The organism is Paenirhodobacter sp. CAU 1674 (assembly GCF_029222945.1).
Taxonomy (GTDB): Bacteria; Pseudomonadota; Alphaproteobacteria; order Rhodobacterales; family Rhodobacteraceae; genus Rhodobacter.
The window spans coordinates 1-15,410 of the sequence record NZ_JARHUH010000021.1 but is presented as its reverse complement, the minus strand read 5'-3'; the positions used below and the strand labels follow the sequence as shown (position 1 = coordinate 15,410).

Below are 15,410 nucleotides of genomic sequence, written 5' to 3'. Positions count from 1 at the left end.
TCGCCCGCCCCGCTGCGCGAGATGATAGCTCCGCGCGTCGGGCGATTGCTCAACCTGCGCCGATCGGCGTAAACACCAACCGGGCTCCGGTCACGGCTGGATGAAAGACCCGTGGCAGGTCAGCCACGGCATAAACGGCCGGATGGGTGGAGTGAAGAAGGCCTCTGGTAACCGTTGATTAAGGTAAACGCCCTAAGCTGAGTCCAGACGATCCGATCTGCAAAGGGCATGACACGAATGAGACAAATGAACTCTGCGCCGGTCCGGGTCCAGAATGCGGTTGTCGTCGGTGGGGTCACGCATGGCATTGATGCGCATGGGGTTTATGACGCCGACGGACGCTTCGTCGAGAACAGCGCAATCTATCAGGGCGATCGTTGTCGCAGTGGCGCGGCACCTTCATCGCTTCTGCACAGCGACATGCCCCGGCTAAACGGCAGCTATGTCTACGGTGGCTATGCCGCAGGGCATTTCGGGCACATTCTGGTCGAAAGCTTCGCGCGGATGCATCTGTTCCTGAATCAGCCCGCACCGATTGTCTTCGCGGAAATGAATTATCGGAAAAGCGCGCTGTTTCGGCAGATCATCACGACGCTTGGCCTGCCGCAAGATCGGGTGATAATTCTGGATCGCCCAACCCGGATCGAGGAGCTACAGGTCTTCGCGCCGGATCTGTCGATCCGAAATTATGCCCTGCCGCGCTATGCCCAAGCCTTGGAAGCCGTAGGCAACACCTTCTGCGCCGCCCGGGGCATCACGCAGAATTCCGATCCGCGCCCTCTCTATATTTCACGGTCCCGCACGAACCAAAAGGGACGGTATTATTTCGGCGAGGCGACGCTGGAAAGGTTACTGGAAGCAGCCGGTTACAGGATTGCCTACCCTGAAACCCTGCCGCTCGATGCACAGTTCCGGCTGCTGCTTGAACATCGGAACATCGCCGGGTTCTATGGTTCGGCGCTGCATCCGCTGGTTTTCTCTCGGGCACCCAAAACCATTTCTTATCTCGCCTGCGAACCGATCAATGCCACCTTCAGCCTGATCGAAAGCGTGAAGCACAACGACTGGTCCGTCGTTCACGTCGATGCGCGGGCAAGCGGCAAGGCAAACCAGCCAAAGCTGTTGAGCCGTGAGGGGATCGCACAGATCTGTGATGCGCTCAAACTGCCTTGCCATTGGTCCGCCGAGATCCGGCAACATCACGACGCCGCGTCCCGCGCATTCGAGGAAACCCTGAGCAGCCTCGATATGGCGAGTTGAACCCCTCGAGGCGCCGGAACAGCACAGCCATCCGCGGCCCCTTTCCCGCATTCCCGCTGCAATCCATCAGAGATCACCATGTTTTCCACCTCCCTTCCCCTGTTCGTCCCGTCGCAGCCCCCCGCGCAACGCACAATCATCTGCCTGGGCACACCCCGGGGCGGCACGAGTATGGTCGCAGGGGCGATTGCGGGGCTGGGTGTATTCATGGGCGACAATCTGCCGGTGAACATCGAAGACAGGATGTTCAATCCCGACCTTTCCGGGGGAGATGGGCCTACGTTCATTGATCAGGTCAAATGTACGATCGCCCGGCGCAGTGCGGCTCACGCCGTCTGGGGGTGGAAATACCCGCGCGCGGCCCGCTATCTGGAGCGGGTTTATGAGTGCGTCCCCAACCCGCATTTCGTCGTCGTGTTTCGGGACCCCATCCCTGCAGCCCTGCGCAGCGCCCGGCGGCCGGATGCCGCGCAGGGCTCGATCAGCGCGGCCACACATAAGACAATCCAGTCGCGGTTGCGCATCGAGATGGAAAACCTGGCCCTCGTCTACCGGCTACAAAAGCCAACCCTGATGGTGTCCTTCGAAAAGGCGCAGGCCAACCCCGAAACCTTTTTGGAAGAACTGGCAGAATTCGTCGGACTTCCGGTGCCGCGGGACATGTCCGCGCTTCTGCGCTTCATGGAGCCCGGCACATACAAAGACATCTCCATGCTGCTTTGAGCCAAGGGCAGCCCCCCGCGCGCAGTGCGAACACAGACTGGCGAAGGAATTCGAACATGAGCGACCACAAGATCTTCGGGAAGCTGTTTCTCAGCATCGGTGCGATGAAGGCAGGCACGACCTGGCTTTATGCCGTGCTCGAACGCCACCCCGAACTGCATTTCACTCCTGAAAAGGAACTCCATTATTTTTATCACAAATATGTCGATCGGAATCTCCTGTCCGAAAAGCGGCGGCTGCGCGAAGCGCATGACCGCTATCTGCCGCGCTTCGACCCGGAACGGGCCAATATCGACAAGGTGCGCTTCAACATTCGCTGGCTGAACGCTTACCTGGACCGGACGGTGGATGACCTGTGGTACCGCAGCCTGTTCCTGATGAACGAGCGGCAGACCTATGCCTGCGACTTTTCGAACCTGCATGCCCATCTGCCGGCCGAGGCCTGGGGTCATATTCTGCAAAACAGCGAAAAGCTGCGCGTGCTTTATACCATGCGCGACCCGGTCAAACGGCTGTGGAGCCACACGAAATTTCACCTGCAGATGACGAACGAGCTGCACAAGCTGGAAAACTGGGGCCCCGGCGATTTCCTCGGGTTCGTCAAGAAGCGGCATATCTGGGAAAATGCCGAATACGGCCGGGTGCTGCGCACGCTGAAGGCGGCGTTGCCGCGCGAAAACTGGAAAGCGATCTTCTACGAAGACATCCACAGCGATCAGCGTGGCATGTTGCGCCGGATCGAAGACTTTCTCGGGATCGCCCCTTTCGACTATCCCGAAGGGATATTGTCGCGGCGGTTCACGGAAAGCGTAAAATACGAAATGCCCGCATTTTTCCCTGAAATTGTGGCGGAGGACGTTGCGCGGATCAAGCAGGAGGTGCGCGACGAAGGCTTCGAACTCCCCGCGAAATGGGGCTGACCGCGCGTCGATTCAGAACAGGAAATCCGACGCATCGAGATCCGCCAGTTGAACGGACAGCAGCGTCAACGAGCTATCGTCGCCGGTGTCGATGATAAGGTCGTCGCCCGAAACCGTGGTGGCAGCCAAGACATCAGCCAGATCGGAAAAAGCGCCGAGAGCACGGAAATCGAGTTTTTCGGCCGCATTGGTTGCGTCGAAATCGGTGATGACATCATGGCCATGACCATCGGCGAAAACAAAGATGTCGCCGTTGAAATTGCCGGTCAGGATATCGTCCCCCGCCCCGCCGATCAGCGTGTCGAACCCGGCCTGCCCCTGCAGCGTGTCGTCGCCCGGCCCGCCCAGCAGAGAGTCGTTGCCGCTGCCACCCTTCAGCCGGTCATTCCCCTCGCCGCCGTCAAGCATGTCATCGCCATCCTCGGCCAGAAGCACATCGTTATCGGCATCACCGAACAAGACGTCGTCGCCACTGCCCCCGTAGATCACATCCTTGCCGACGCCCCCCACGATCGTGTCGTGGCCCGCGCGGCCAAACAGCTTGTCCGCCTGGGTTCCGCCATCCAGGTAATCATCACCTTCGCCCCCATCGAGCATGTCGTAACCGCCCTGCCCCATCAGCGTGTCATTGCCTGCCCCGCCAAAAAGCCGTTCGATCGCGACTTCCCCATTGCCGCCGCCATCAAGGTAATCGTCGCCATCCCCGCCATCCAGGAAATCCGACCAGGTGCCCGAGGTCAGCGTGTCATTGCCCGCCCCGCCAAAAAGCTGATCGACACCATCGCCCCCCAACAACCGGTCATTTCCGTCATCGCCATAGATCACGTCGGAATATCCAAGCCCGACCAGCACATCATTGCCAAGGCCGCCGTAAATCGTATCAAGCCCATCGTCGCCGTAGATCAGATCGTTGCCGTCGTCGCCAAAGATCAGATCGGCCTGATTGCCGCCATAGATCGTGTCGTTGCCATCCCCGCCATGAAGCGTGTCATGGCCATTCCCCCCGGTCAGGTAATCCGCCCCGAGATCGCCACTCAGCGAATCGTTGCCGCCTTCCCCATGGATCACGTCATCCCCAATGTCGCCCCAGGCAACGTCATCCCCAGCCCCGCACAGGATCGAATCGTTGCCCTCCAGTCCCAGGAAAGCCTCGTTGTCCGACGCCCCCTGCAAGGTATCGTCCAGCGCCGTGCCGAACAGGGTGCGGGTATAGGCCTGCGCCGTGGTGCCGTCATAAAGCACCCGGTCGAGGCCGGCGAAGACATCGACGGTCATCGCACTGGTGCGCAGCGTCACACCACCCGCCGGACGCAGTTCCAGGATGTCACTGCCGATCCGCAATTCGAGCCCCCAATCGCGGGTGAACATGAAAAACGCGCTCGACAGCACCTGATGGCCGTAGGCCGTCAGATCAAGGCGGTCTTCTGCCGGGTTGAAATCGAGGATCACGTCGCGCCCATTGTCCGGCGTCAGCATGAAAACATCGGCCCCCGCCCCGCCCGACAGGGTGTCGCTGCCGGCGCCGTCGACCAGCAGATCGGCCCCCGCCCCGCCGCTCAGGCTATCATTTCCGGCCTTTCCGATCAGATTGTCGTCACCGGTGCCGCCTTGCAATGCGCCGCCAGAGGCAGCCGCGCTCAGTTGCACCCCGGGGTTGCTCAGATCGACCCGGTATTCCGACAGATAAGGCGAGGCTTGCATCGACAGCCACAGCCGGATCGCACCGTCATCGGCTATGGCCGCAATATCGGTGATGCCCCTCAGCGGCATTTCCGAACTGGTCGCGACAGAGCCGACAAGGTGCAATTGACCGTTGGGCAGCAGTTCGAGAACTGAAAACCCGGCATCCGCCCCGGCTGCGATCAAATAACTGTGGCCGTTCAGTTCGACCAGTTCCAGAATCGAAACCTTGGCAAAGGCTGTGTGCGTGTCGTCCAGAACATGATCTGTCAGCCGCAAGGTGCCATCGTCCTGCAGCGCGAACACACTCAGCGACCCGGTGCCGCTGGCTGCCAGAACGAGATAGCCCTGACCACCGATCTCGGTGAGCGCAATATCCGAGGGGGTCGCGAACCAGCCCTCGGCTGCCGATCCGAAATAATTTGTCTGATCAAGAACGTGTCCAGCACCATCCGTGCGGATCACGCAGATCGCATTCTGTGCGCCGAAAGCCGTAACCGTGACCTGGCTTGCGCCGATCCACCGGGTTTCAATCGCGCTCGGGCTGGCATCGGCAAGGGCCGGGAGCATCGGCAGGTTCGTCAGCGTCAACTGGTTCTTCACACTGGCATCGGCCAGCATCAGCCCACCCGAGCGCAATGCGGCGATCCCGTAGGCGCCCGTATCGAACAGCACCAGATCGGCCAGATCGGCGGGCGCAGCGCCATTCACGGTAATCAACCGGCGCGAACCCAGATAGGTGTCATCCATCACCCCGGATGTGGTAACCGACAGCAGGCTCGCCGCCTCCAGCCCCGGCATCAGGATGAAACTGCCCCAGCTGGCGGACAAAAATTCGATGTTGGGCTGTTCAATCCCGATCTGGTCGAGCGATATGGCGAAAGATTCAAGCAGCGTTGCCGGACCGGCCTGCGCGATGTCATAAGCGCTCAGCGCCCCTCCACCGCGCGTGATCGTCACCAGCGCGGCCTGCCCGTCCCGCGCGATAATCTCCAAGTCGGTTATGCCCGCCAGCGCAGAGAGTTCTGCCCCGACAAGGTGACCGACGCCCGCAATCTGCGCCCGTGCCATCTTTCACCCGATCGTCCCACACCAAGGACAGCTTACGCAGCCGGGCCGTCACAATTGCCGGTGGGATTGGGGCAAAACAGCGGCCCTCGCCGACAGTTTTACGAAAACCCCGCAGACCCGGTGTTGCGCCGCAGCAGGGGGCAGCGTTCGGTCGCCATGCATTTTCTTGAGGGATTGCGGGCAGGGTGGCAGCCAGATCAGCACGCAGATGTCAGAAAGAGGTCGATGATGACGGATAGCACCCCGCGTTTATCCCTGCCCTATATCCAGCCCGCGCAGGCGCAAAAACACGTCACTCATAACGAGGCGCTCAAGGTGCTGGATGCGGTGACCCAACTGACCGTGCAAAGCAGCGCCCTGACCGCGGCTCCGGCCACCCCGTCTGCGGGCGATTGTCATCTGGTCGGCGCGGGCGCGGGCGGGATCTGGGCCGGGCTGGACGGTCAGATCGCGGTCTTTGACGGGCTGAGCTGGAGCTACGTGATCCCGCGTCAGGGATGGCGGGCCGATGTTGCCGCTGACGGGCGCGCGCTGCGCTTCAACGGCTCGGCCTGGGTGGATGCGGTTGTGCTGCAAAATCTCGACAGTCTGGGCATCGCCACCACGGCGGACTCGACCAACAGGCTGGCCGTGGCCTCGGATGCGGTGCTGTTGACCCACCAGGGCGCGGGTCACCAGCTCAAGATCAACAAGTTCAGCCCGGGCGATACCGCAAGCCTGTTGTTTCAGACCAACTGGTCGGGGCGCGCGGAATTCGGCACCACCGGCAGCGATGATTTCGCGATCAAGGTCAGTGCAGACGGCAACACATATCACGAGGCGATCCGGGTCGAAGGCGGCAGCGGCGCGGTGAGGGTTCCCTCCGGGCAGCATTACTTCAAGGAAGCGCAGATCGCCAATGACGGGGTGCATTCCTTCGATATTCCCTGGTCAGATCCCGCGCGGATTCTGCTGTGGTTGTCGGCGGATGTCGGCGGGCATTTTGCGCTGCTGTCGATCACCGGCACGCTGAGCGGTGCAGGCAACTTCACCACGCTTTTTGCGCAGCCGTCGGCCATGGTGGGCTATTACACCGGCCCGCTCAGCGGCACGACCGGTGCGACCGGCGGGATCAACCTGTCCATCGACACCGCTTCGGGGACACCCCGGCTTTACATCGAAAACCGGCTCGGGGCGGGTCACCTCTTTACCTTGTCGACGATCGGCAGATAATCGCGGCATCCGTCACCATTGTCTTGGATTTTAATGAAAAATCAGAGGCATATGACCAGGCACGGGCAATCCTTTCAGTGACAATCCAGGATTGAGCTGGTAACCATGCTCAAGGGTTTTTGCGGAGGTTTGACCGTGCAAGTCACAAAAACCGATCTGGACGGGGTTCTCCTGTTGGAGCCGGCACGTTTTGGCGATGACCGGGGCTTTTTCTCCGAAAGCTGGAGCCGCAAGACGCTGGCCGATCACGGGATCACGACAGATTTCGTGCAGGACAATCACTCCCTGTCTCGCGCCGCAGGCACAGTGCGCGGGTTGCATTTTCAGGCACCGCCCCACGCACAGGCGAAACTGGTGCGCTGTGGGCGCGGGCGGCTGTTCGATGTGGCGGTCGACATCCGCAAGGGCAGCCCGACATTCGGACGATGGATCGGCTTCGAGTTAAGCTTCGAAAACGGGCGACAACTGCTGATCCCGGCCGGGTTCCTGCATGGTTTCGTCACGCTCGAGCCCGACACCGAAATCGTCTACAAATGCTCGGATTATTATGCACCGGACTGCGATGGTGCGGTGCGATGGGACAGTTGCGGCATCGACTGGCCGGATTTCGGCCCGGCACCGGTGCTGTCGCTGAAAGACGCCGCCGCCCCGACACTCGCCGAATTCAACAGCCCGTTCACCTACGGGGGCGCGGGATGAAGATTTTGGTCACTGGCGGCGCGGGGTTCATCGGATCTGCCGTGGTGCGGCTGGCCGTGGCGCGCGGGCATGATGTCGTCAATCTGGACGCGCTGACCTATGCCGGATCGCTGAGCAATGTCGCCTCGGTGGCCGACAACCCGCTCTATCGTTTCGAACACGCCGATATCCGCGACCGCGCCGCACTGGACCGGATTTTCGCCACCCACCACCCCGATATGGTGATGCATCTGGCCGCCGAAAGCCATGTCGATCGGTCGATCGACGGGCCCGGCGATTTCATCGAAACCAACATCACCGGCACCTTCAACATGCTGGAAGCCGCGCGCTCCTATTGGGTGCAGCAGGGCAAGCCCGCCGGGTTTCGGTTCCACCACATCTCGACTGACGAGGTGTTCGGATCGCTGCCCGATGACCCCACGGTAAAGTTCACCGAGGACACGCCCTATGATCCGCGCAGTCCCTATTCCGCGTCGAAGGCCAGTTCCGATCATCTGGTGCGCGCCTGGTTCGAGACTTACGGCCTGCCTGTGGTTCTGAGCAATTGTTCCAACAATTACGGCCCCTATCACTTCCCCGAAAAACTGATCCCGGTGGTCATTCTGAACGCGCTGGCGGGCAGGCCGTTGCCGATCTATGGCACCGGCGCGAACATCCGGGACTGGCTGTTTGTCGAGGACCACGCCGATGCGCTGCTGTTGGTGGCCCACAAGGGGGCGCTCGGGCGGAGCTACAATATCGGCGGCGAAAACGAGCGCAGCAATCTGGATCTGGTGCGCACGCTGTGCACCATTCTGGATGAAAAACGCCCCAAACCGCACGGCAGCTATGCCGATCAGATCACCTTCGTCGCTGACCGTCCCGGCCACGATGCACGCTATGCCATTGATCCGACACGCATTCGCACCGAACTCGGCTGGCGACCGAGTGTAACCGTCGAGGAAGGCCTGGCAAAAACCGTGCAATGGTATCTCGACAACGAAGACTGGTGGCGCGCGCTGCAATCGCGGCAGGGCGTGGGGCAACGGCTGGGCACCCGGGCATGACACTTCTCGTTTTCGGCAAAACCGGGCAGGTCGCCCGGGAACTGCAGTCCCTCGCACCCGATGCGATCTATCTGGGCCGGGCAGAGGCGGATCTGAGCGACCCGCAAGCCTGTGCCGCGGCGATTCGGGCGCACCGGCCGGCGGCCATCATCAACGCAGCCGCCTATACTGCAGTCGACACGGCCGAAAGTGACGAAGCCTTGGCCACGGCGATCAATGGCGCGGCGCCCGGTGCGATGGCCCGGGCCGCTGCCACGCTCGGCGTGCCGCTTGTTCATATCTCGACCGATTATGTCTTTGCCGGAACCGGCATCGCGCCCTGGCGCCCCGACGATCCGGTGGCGCCGCCCAATGCCTATGGCCGCTCGAAACTGGCGGGTGAAACGGCGGTTAGGGCCGCAGGCGGGGCGCATGCAATCTTGCGCACCAGTTGGGTGTTCTCGGCGCATGGCAGCAATTTCGTCAAGACGATGCTGCGTCTGTCCGAAACCCGCGACACCCTGTCGGTCGTCGAAGATCAGATCGGCGGCCCGACCCCAGCACGCGCAATCGCCGCAGCCTGTCTGGAGATTTCGTCGCAGCTTCGCAGCGCCCCGAAAAAATCGGGCACCTATCATTTCTCGGGTGCGCCCGACACAAGCTGGAAAAGCTTCGCCGAGGCGATCTTTGCGCAATCCGGGCGGCAGATGACGGTGACCGGCATTCCCGGCAGCGCCTATCCCACGCCCGCGACCCGCCCCCTGAATTCCCGGATGGACTGCACCAGTCTGGCGCAAACCTTCGGTATCATGCGGCCGGATTGGGCAACGGGATTGCGCGACGTGCTGCGCGATCTTGGCGCGGCGCCCTGAACCCCACCACACAGGAGCAAGACGACGATGCAACGCAAAGGGATCATTCTTGCAGGGGGTTCGGGCACGCGGCTGTTTCCGGTGACGATGGGGATCTCGAAGCAACTGCTGCCGCTTTATGACAAGCCGATGATCTACTATCCGATCTCGGTGCTGATGCTGGCGAATATCCGCGAGATTGCCGTCATCACCACCCCGCAGGATCAGGATCAGTTCGTCCGCCTTCTGGGTGACGGCAGCCAATGGGGCATTTCGCTGACCTACATCCCCCAGCCCTCGCCCGATGGGCTGGCCCAGGCCTATCTGCTGGCCGAAGACTTTCTGGCGGGCGCGCCCTCGGCGATGGTGCTGGGCGACAACATCTTTTTCGGCCACGGCCTGCCCGAGTTGCTGCTGGCCGCCGATGCCCAGCCCAGCGGCGGCACGGTCTTTGGCTATCACGTCGCCGATCCGCAACGCTATGGGGTGGTCGCCTTCGACGCCGAGGGGCGCGCGGTGTCGATCATTGAAAAACCCGCCGTGCCACCCTCGAACTATGCCGTCACGGGGCTCTATTTTCTGGATGGCAGCGCTCCTGCCCGCGCGCGCGAAGTGACGCCTTCGGCCCGGGGAGAGCTGGAAATTACCTCGCTTCTGGAAATGTATCTGCACGATGGCGCGCTGTCGGTGCAATTGATGGGGCGCGGCTACGCCTGGCTCGACACGGGAACCCACGCCAGCCTGCTTGATGCCGGGAATTTCGTGCGCACCCTGACCGAGCGCCAGGGCCTGCAGACCGGTTGTCTGGACGAAATCGCCTTCCGCAAAAACTGGATCAGTGCCGAAGACCTGCGCCGCCGCGCGCAGATCTTCGCCAAGAACGACTATGGCAATTATCTGCTTGGGCTGCTGCGATAAGGCTCAGCGCGCCTCAGCCAGAACCTCCTCGACCAAGGCTGCAAAAGCCCCCGCCTGATCGGCAAAGCTGGTCACCGGCAGCGGCGCCTGGGTTACGCCTTCGCCCGCCAGTGCGCCACGCAGCCGCGTTTCCAGCACCGAAGGTGGGGCCCCGATCGGGATCGCCTGGCCAGACGAACTCCCCTGGTGTTCCACCGTGCCGCCGCTGTCGGTCTGAATGATATGGATGCCGCGCGCCAAGGCTTCGCGAATCGCAAGGCCGAAAGTTTCCTTCCACTGCGACATGAACACAAGGACATCAATTTCCTTGTAGAATTCGTCCATTCCCTGCTGGTCGAACCGCGGATGGATGCGCACATCACCCGGCAGACCGGACAGATCCACATCGCGCCACCAACTGCCATCGGGGCTGCCATCGACCAGCAAAAGCCGAAAATCATCCGTATCGAGCGCACCGAAAGCCTTGCGGATAACCGGCCAGCCCTTGATCTGCGAGGGGCCGCCAACAAAGCCGAAACTGACCCGCGCGTCGCGGGCGCGGCGCGCGGCCTGCGCCTCGAAAAATTCCGGTCCGGGCAGGCGCACACCATTGGCCCAGACCACGCCGCGCCCGGCAGCGAACCCCGAGGCCTCGCTCAGGTCCAACGCAAAGCGGCTTGGATAGGTCACGCGCACCGGGATCTGCGCCAGCCGCGCCAGACGCCCGAGGCGGGTTCTGGCGCGGCTGAAATCATCCACGCACCCGCGGCACGCGTCGATCCTGACCGGGTTCTGGCCGCAATATTTCTGATTGGGCCGGATCATGAACTGCCGGTCGCAAAGCCACCAGAAATCATGCACGCTCAGGATCACCGGGATTTTCCGGTCCTGCGCCGCCTCGAACATCCCCGCGCCCAGATCCTGCACACAATGCGCATGCAGAAGATCGGGCTTCAGCGCATCCATCAGCCCCGCGATGATCTCGGTCACGCGCGGGTTATCATACAGATCTGCGTAATGGCGCCCGGACGGCAAGTTGATGATGTAATTCGCGATGCCATCGACCTCGGACCGGGTGAGCGTATAGGGCGCGAGGTCAGTGCGGCTCATGACCGAAACCGCGCTGATCCGCCACCCGGTCTGCGCGCGCAATTCCCGCGCGACCTGCTCGGCGACGATCGTCGCGCCGCCGTAAGTGAACGGGGCGAAAAACACGTTGGCCAGAAGAATGTGATACCCGCTCATACGTGCACCCAGTCCAAAACCTCGGGCGAGATGATATGCGCCCCGTCATTGGCGCCCCACCGCGTTTCCAGATCCTGCCGCGCCGCCTTTCCCATCTGATGACGCAGACTGCGGTCACGGGCCAACGCCTCCATCGCGTCGCGCCAGCCGCTGGCTGTCCGGGCCACGAAACCTGTCTGGCCGGGCACCACGACATTGTGCAGATCGCCCACCGTGCCCACGATCGAGGGCACCTGAACCGCAGCCGCATCAATCACCCGCACCGCACTTTTGCAGCGATTGAAGATATCATCGGTCAAGGGCATCAGCGCGCAATCCGCCTGCGCCAGCGTCGCCAGATAGGCGCCATAGGTTGAAAATCCGTGCCGCTCGATCCGGTCATGCAGCGCCTTGGGCAGCAAGGTTTCGTCGAAATGGCCCAGGATCATCAGCCGCCGGGTCTTGTCGGCATCCAGAAAACCGATCACTGCGTCCTGGATCAGCGCGAAATCTACCTCGTGCCCACGCGAACCGCTGGCGAAAACGGCACGGAACAGCCCGTCCTCCTGGCGCCGGGCCAGCACGTCGCGCCCCTGCTCCAGCGTCTCGGCATCGGCGAAGTTGCGCCGCAAATGCACCGGCCGGCGGGTATAGAGGCGCGTATGCTCCACCATGCCCGGGGTCGAGACCGTCAGCATATCGGCACCATTCATCGCCTCGAGGTATTTCGGCGCCTCCGACAGGAAATGCGCCTTCAGCGCGGGTTCGACCGCCTGCATGTTTTCATAGGTTTCATAGGCTGAAACCGAAAACAGCGGATCATCCAGATCGTAAAGAACGGGCAGCCGCAGCCGCCGCGCCTCGTAACGATACATCGTCACCACGGGGAAATTCTGCAGCCGGTATTCGAACAGATGGGTCGCATCCTGCAGCGCATTCACGCATCGCGGCACGTCCTGATAATGCGCGAAGGTGACATCGACTCCGCGCCCTTGCCAGAATCCGGCCAGCTGCTCGATCCGGTATTTCCGACACTGCGGCAGGTTCAGATCGCCGATCAGCGCGATCTTGCGCCGCCGGGCCAGCACCGCAGGAGGCTGTGAAACGTGGAAGCCATGACCGCGCGCCAGATCCTGCCAGATGCCGTTGAGATACAGGTGATCGGTGCTGGGGGCTCGGCCCGCGGCCATGACCGAGCTGCGCCCGCCCCCGCGCCAGATCATGCCCAGATAGACCCGCACCTTGCGCAAGGCCTGCCTTGGCCCCTCTTCCCGCAACGCAGTGAAGAACCGTTTGATCAGAACCGGATCAAGGAGTTTGGAGATCATGCGAAAAGTCCTTCGATCTAATGTGGCGGGGCGAAAAGGGGCGTGAAAACCAAGCGAGACTGGGGGCATATCTTCGTCCCTACAGTCGCCGGAAACCTGCCGCGACCCACAGCGCGAGTGTGCTGAAGCCGGATTGCCGATAAAGCCGCGCACGCCAAAGCGCGGCAAAGCGCGCGCCCAGCCCGCCACGCCGCGCCGCAGCAAATAACGCCAGTGTCGCCCGGTGTTCCGGTGTCAGACGATGGGCCGAACGTGTCAGGGCCTGCAGATTGATGTCGTTCCAGGCACGAAACGTCCCGGCATAAACCATCGACACCCGCCTCAGCCTGGCGCGCAGACCGTCATTCGCGCCGACCTCGTTCCTTCCATGCTGACGATAGAACAGGACCGGGCGGTCATCCTGAAGTGCGGTGCCGCCCACCCCGGTGACGATCAGATAGCTCCACCAATCATGCATCACGACGCAGTCCGGCTCGACCGCAGCGGAACAGATCAATGCGCTTGCTCCGGCATTCAGAAGAATCGTGTTGCCGGCCGCGATGTTCTGCACCAACGCATTGCGAAACCCGGGCTTGCGCGGCCGTGGCGCCGAAGGTCGCGGATTTTGCAGGGCTTCGTCGGTTATCAGGGTCTTGTGAAAGACCATCGCCGGATGATCGGCGGCGATCCCCTGCAATCTTTCTACCCCGAAACGCAGCCGCGACGGAAACCAGACGTCGTCCTGATCGCAGGTCGCGATGAAGCTGCCTGGTGTCAGGAACGGGGCCGCGCGCCGGAACAGCGACATGAAGTTTTCAGCGGGCCCCAGACAGGGCCCCTCAAGAACCGTGACATCGTGACCGCAGCGGGCAAAATCTGCCAGGATCTGCCGGCTTTCATCGTCTGATCCGTCGTCACTGACCAGCAGACTCCAGCGCCGATGCTCTTGTGCTGCGATGCTGTCGAGTTGCGCAGCAAGATGCCGCGCGCCGTTGCGGACGGCCAGCAAGATCAGAACGTGCGGCTCCGGCACCTTGGAAGATACGATCTGTGGCAGTCGCGCGGGGGGGCGCATCGTCGCCCTGTTTCGGATCGGAGCTGTCATTGTCGCCTTCGGCCAGTCTGGTCTTGCGACCACCGCATTCAGACGCCGTTGCGTTCACAGATTCGAAACACCCGCCGTCACCCCCGAGGCTGACGCAATAAGGTTAATAAAATTTGCTCTGTCCTGCCGAAACTAAACCGGCGCCCCCAAATCCGGGGCGCCGGTTTGCAGCCGCGCTTGCCTGAACGCATACCGCCCTGACGCGAGCCGAAACCCTTTCCGGCTTCGGCGTTCAATCTGCCCCGAAAAGGTCGCGGGTAAAGACCTTGTCGGCGACATCGGCAAGTTCGTCAGAGCGCCGGTTCGCCAGGATGACATCGGCTTCGGCCTTGAACGCGGCCAGATCGCGCACCACGCGCGAACCGAAAAACTGATCCTCGGCCAGCGCGGGCTCGTATACCACGACTTCGATGCCCTTGGCCTTGATCCGCTTCATGATCCCCTGGATCGAGCTGTGCCGGAAGTTGTCGGACCCCGCCTTCATCACCAGCCGATAGACGCCAACCACCCTGGGTTTGCGCGCGATCACCTGATCGGCCAGAAAATCCTTGCGGGTGTGGTTGGTCTCGACAATCGCCGCGATCAGGTTCTGCGGCACTTCCGAATAGTTCGCCAGCAGCTGCTTGGTGTCCTTCGGCAGGCAATATCCGCCATAGCCGAAGGATGGGTTGTTGTAATGGTTGCCGATCCGCGGATCGAGGCTGACGCCCTCGATGATCTGGCGCGTGTCCATCCCGCGCGACAGCGCATAGCTGTCCAGCTCGTTGAAGAACGCCACGCGCATCGCCAGATAAGTGTTGGCAAACAGCTTGATCGCCTCGGCCTCGGACGGATCGGTCAGCAGTACCGGCACGTCCTTCTTGATCGCCCCGTCCAGCAGCAGGTCGGCGAAAGCCCGCGCCCGGTCGCTGCGTTCACCCACGATGATGCGCGACGGATACAGGTTGTCGTAGAGCGCGCGGCCTTCGCGCAGGAACTCCGGGCTGAAGATCACCTGATCGGTTCCCAGCTCCTCGCGCAGCCGCGTGACATACCCCACCGGGATGGTCGACTTGATCACCACCGTCGCCGTGGGGTTGATCGCGATCACGTCGCGCACCACCGCCTCGACGCTGGAGGTGTCGAAGTAGTTGGTATGCGTGTCGTAATTCGTGGGCGTGGCGACGATGACGAATTGCGCCCCCTCATAGGCTTCTTGCGGCACGGTCGTGGCCCGCAGGTCCAGATCGCCGCTGGCCAGATATCGCTCCAGTTCGGTATCCACGATCGGACACCGCCCCGCATTCACCAGCGCCACACGTTCGGCCGTGATATCCACGGCGACGACGTTGTTTTTCTGCGCGAGGAGTGCTGCGTTGGAGAGGCCGACATATCCGAGCCCTGCAACTGCTATTTTCATCCTTTGGCTCCCTGCCCGCGGGCATAGACATCTTCGT

At 62.0% G+C, this 15,410-nt stretch carries 13 protein-coding genes; 8 read left to right on the top strand and 5 right to left on the bottom strand.

The features are described 5' to 3' along the window. Positions 1–246 precede the first annotated feature (246 nt). The 3 genes from P2G62_RS17495 (at position 247) to P2G62_RS17485 (ending at position 2,903) form a co-directional block, all read left to right on the top strand. Positions 247–1,260 carry a glycosyltransferase 61 family protein gene (locus P2G62_RS17495; protein ID WP_275736169.1) on the top strand — a complete coding sequence of 338 codons (1,014 nt, stop codon included), beginning with the start codon at positions 247–249 and terminating at the stop codon, positions 1,258–1,260. Between the two features lie 78 nt (positions 1,261–1,338). Continuing rightward, positions 1,339–1,983 carry a sulfotransferase gene (locus P2G62_RS17490; protein WP_275736168.1) on the top strand — a complete coding sequence of 215 codons (645 nt, stop codon included), beginning with the start codon at positions 1,339–1,341 and terminating at the stop codon, positions 1,981–1,983. Between the two features lie 56 nt (positions 1,984–2,039). Continuing rightward, positions 2,040–2,903, top strand: a complete 864-nt coding sequence (locus P2G62_RS17485; RefSeq protein WP_275736167.1) for a sulfotransferase — start codon at positions 2,040–2,042, stop codon at positions 2,901–2,903. A gap of 12 nt (positions 2,904–2,915) precedes the next feature. On the opposite strand, the gene P2G62_RS17480 is transcribed toward P2G62_RS17485, so the two are convergent. After that, positions 2,916–5,654 (bottom strand): calcium-binding protein, encoded by a 2,739-nt coding sequence (locus tag P2G62_RS17480; RefSeq protein ID WP_275736166.1) that lies wholly within the window; start codon positions 5,652–5,654, stop codon positions 2,916–2,918. 228 nt (positions 5,655–5,882) lie between these two features. Between P2G62_RS17480 and P2G62_RS17475 the strand changes: the two genes are divergently transcribed. The 5 genes from P2G62_RS17475 (at position 5,883) to rfbA (ending at position 10,359) form a co-directional block, all read left to right on the top strand. Then, positions 5,883–6,866: a DUF2793 domain-containing protein gene (locus tag P2G62_RS17475; RefSeq protein ID WP_275736165.1), complete on the top strand. Its 984-nt coding sequence runs from the start codon at positions 5,883–5,885 to the stop codon at positions 6,864–6,866. A gap of 135 nt (positions 6,867–7,001) precedes the next feature. Then, positions 7,002–7,565, top strand: a complete 564-nt coding sequence (gene rfbC, locus P2G62_RS17470) for a dTDP-4-dehydrorhamnose 3,5-epimerase (RefSeq protein ID WP_275736164.1) — start codon at positions 7,002–7,004, stop codon at positions 7,563–7,565. Continuing rightward, complete coding sequence (gene rfbB / locus P2G62_RS17465) at positions 7,562–8,611, top strand: dTDP-glucose 4,6-dehydratase (RefSeq protein ID WP_275736163.1); 1,050 nt, start codon at positions 7,562–7,564, stop codon at positions 8,609–8,611. The genes rfbC and rfbB overlap by 4 nt, the downstream gene beginning before the upstream one ends. Then, on the top strand, positions 8,608–9,462 hold the full coding sequence (gene rfbD, locus P2G62_RS17460) for a dTDP-4-dehydrorhamnose reductase (RefSeq protein ID WP_275736162.1): 855 nt from the start codon (positions 8,608–8,610) through the stop codon (positions 9,460–9,462). Before rfbB ends, rfbD begins: the two co-directional genes overlap by 4 nt. A 27-nt stretch (positions 9,463–9,489) precedes the next feature. Further along, a complete protein-coding gene (rfbA, locus tag P2G62_RS17455) occupies positions 9,490–10,359 on the top strand; it encodes a glucose-1-phosphate thymidylyltransferase RfbA (protein ID WP_275736161.1) in 870 nt (289 codons plus the stop codon). A 3-nt stretch (positions 10,360–10,362) separates the two neighbouring features. On the opposite strand, the gene P2G62_RS17450 is transcribed toward rfbA, so the two are convergent. The 4 genes from P2G62_RS17450 to P2G62_RS17435 form a co-directional block, all read right to left on the bottom strand. Continuing rightward, positions 10,363–11,583, bottom strand: a complete 1,221-nt coding sequence (locus P2G62_RS17450) for a glycosyltransferase (protein WP_275736160.1) — start codon at positions 11,581–11,583, stop codon at positions 10,363–10,365. Then, complete coding sequence (locus tag P2G62_RS17445; RefSeq protein WP_275736159.1) at positions 11,580–12,890, bottom strand: glycosyltransferase; 1,311 nt, start codon at positions 12,888–12,890, stop codon at positions 11,580–11,582. Before P2G62_RS17445 ends, P2G62_RS17450 begins: the two co-directional genes overlap by 4 nt. Before the next feature lie 79 nt (positions 12,891–12,969). Next, a complete protein-coding gene (locus P2G62_RS17440; protein ID WP_275736158.1) occupies positions 12,970–13,974 on the bottom strand; it encodes a glycosyltransferase in 1,005 nt (334 codons plus the stop codon). A 232-nt stretch (positions 13,975–14,206) separates the two neighbouring features. Beyond that, positions 14,207–15,373 (bottom strand): nucleotide sugar dehydrogenase, encoded by a 1,167-nt coding sequence (locus tag P2G62_RS17435; protein WP_275736157.1) that lies wholly within the window; start codon positions 15,371–15,373, stop codon positions 14,207–14,209. Positions 15,374–15,410 lie beyond the last annotated feature (37 nt).

Excerpts from the sequence above, each read along its gene's own strand:
- P2G62_RS17495 (WP_275736169.1), top strand. The coding sequence starts at position 247 with ATGAACTCTGCGCCGGTCCGGGTCCAGAATGCGGTTGTCGTCGGTGGG.
- P2G62_RS17435 (WP_275736157.1), bottom strand. The coding sequence starts at position 15,373 with ATGAAAATAGCAGTTGCAGGGCTCGGATATGTCGGCCTCTCCAACGCA.
- P2G62_RS17445 (WP_275736159.1), bottom strand. The coding sequence starts at position 12,890 with ATGATCTCCAAACTCCTTGATCCGGTTCTGATCAAACGGTTCTTCACT.
- P2G62_RS17440 (WP_275736158.1), bottom strand. The coding sequence starts at position 13,974 with ATGACAGCTCCGATCCGAAACAGGGCGACGATGCGCCCCCCCGCGCGA.
- P2G62_RS17480 (WP_275736166.1), bottom strand. The coding sequence starts at position 5,654 with ATGGCACGGGCGCAGATTGCGGGCGTCGGTCACCTTGTCGGGGCAGAA.
- P2G62_RS17485 (WP_275736167.1), top strand. The coding sequence starts at position 2,040 with ATGAGCGACCACAAGATCTTCGGGAAGCTGTTTCTCAGCATCGGTGCG.
- rfbB (WP_275736163.1), top strand. The coding sequence starts at position 7,562 with ATGAAGATTTTGGTCACTGGCGGCGCGGGGTTCATCGGATCTGCCGTG.
- rfbD (WP_275736162.1), top strand. The coding sequence starts at position 8,608 with ATGACACTTCTCGTTTTCGGCAAAACCGGGCAGGTCGCCCGGGAACTG.
- P2G62_RS17490 (WP_275736168.1), top strand. The coding sequence starts at position 1,339 with ATGTTTTCCACCTCCCTTCCCCTGTTCGTCCCGTCGCAGCCCCCCGCG.
- P2G62_RS17450 (WP_275736160.1), bottom strand. The coding sequence starts at position 11,583 with ATGAGCGGGTATCACATTCTTCTGGCCAACGTGTTTTTCGCCCCGTTC.
- rfbA (WP_275736161.1), top strand. The coding sequence starts at position 9,490 with ATGCAACGCAAAGGGATCATTCTTGCAGGGGGTTCGGGCACGCGGCTG.
- P2G62_RS17475 (WP_275736165.1), top strand. The coding sequence starts at position 5,883 with ATGACGGATAGCACCCCGCGTTTATCCCTGCCCTATATCCAGCCCGCG.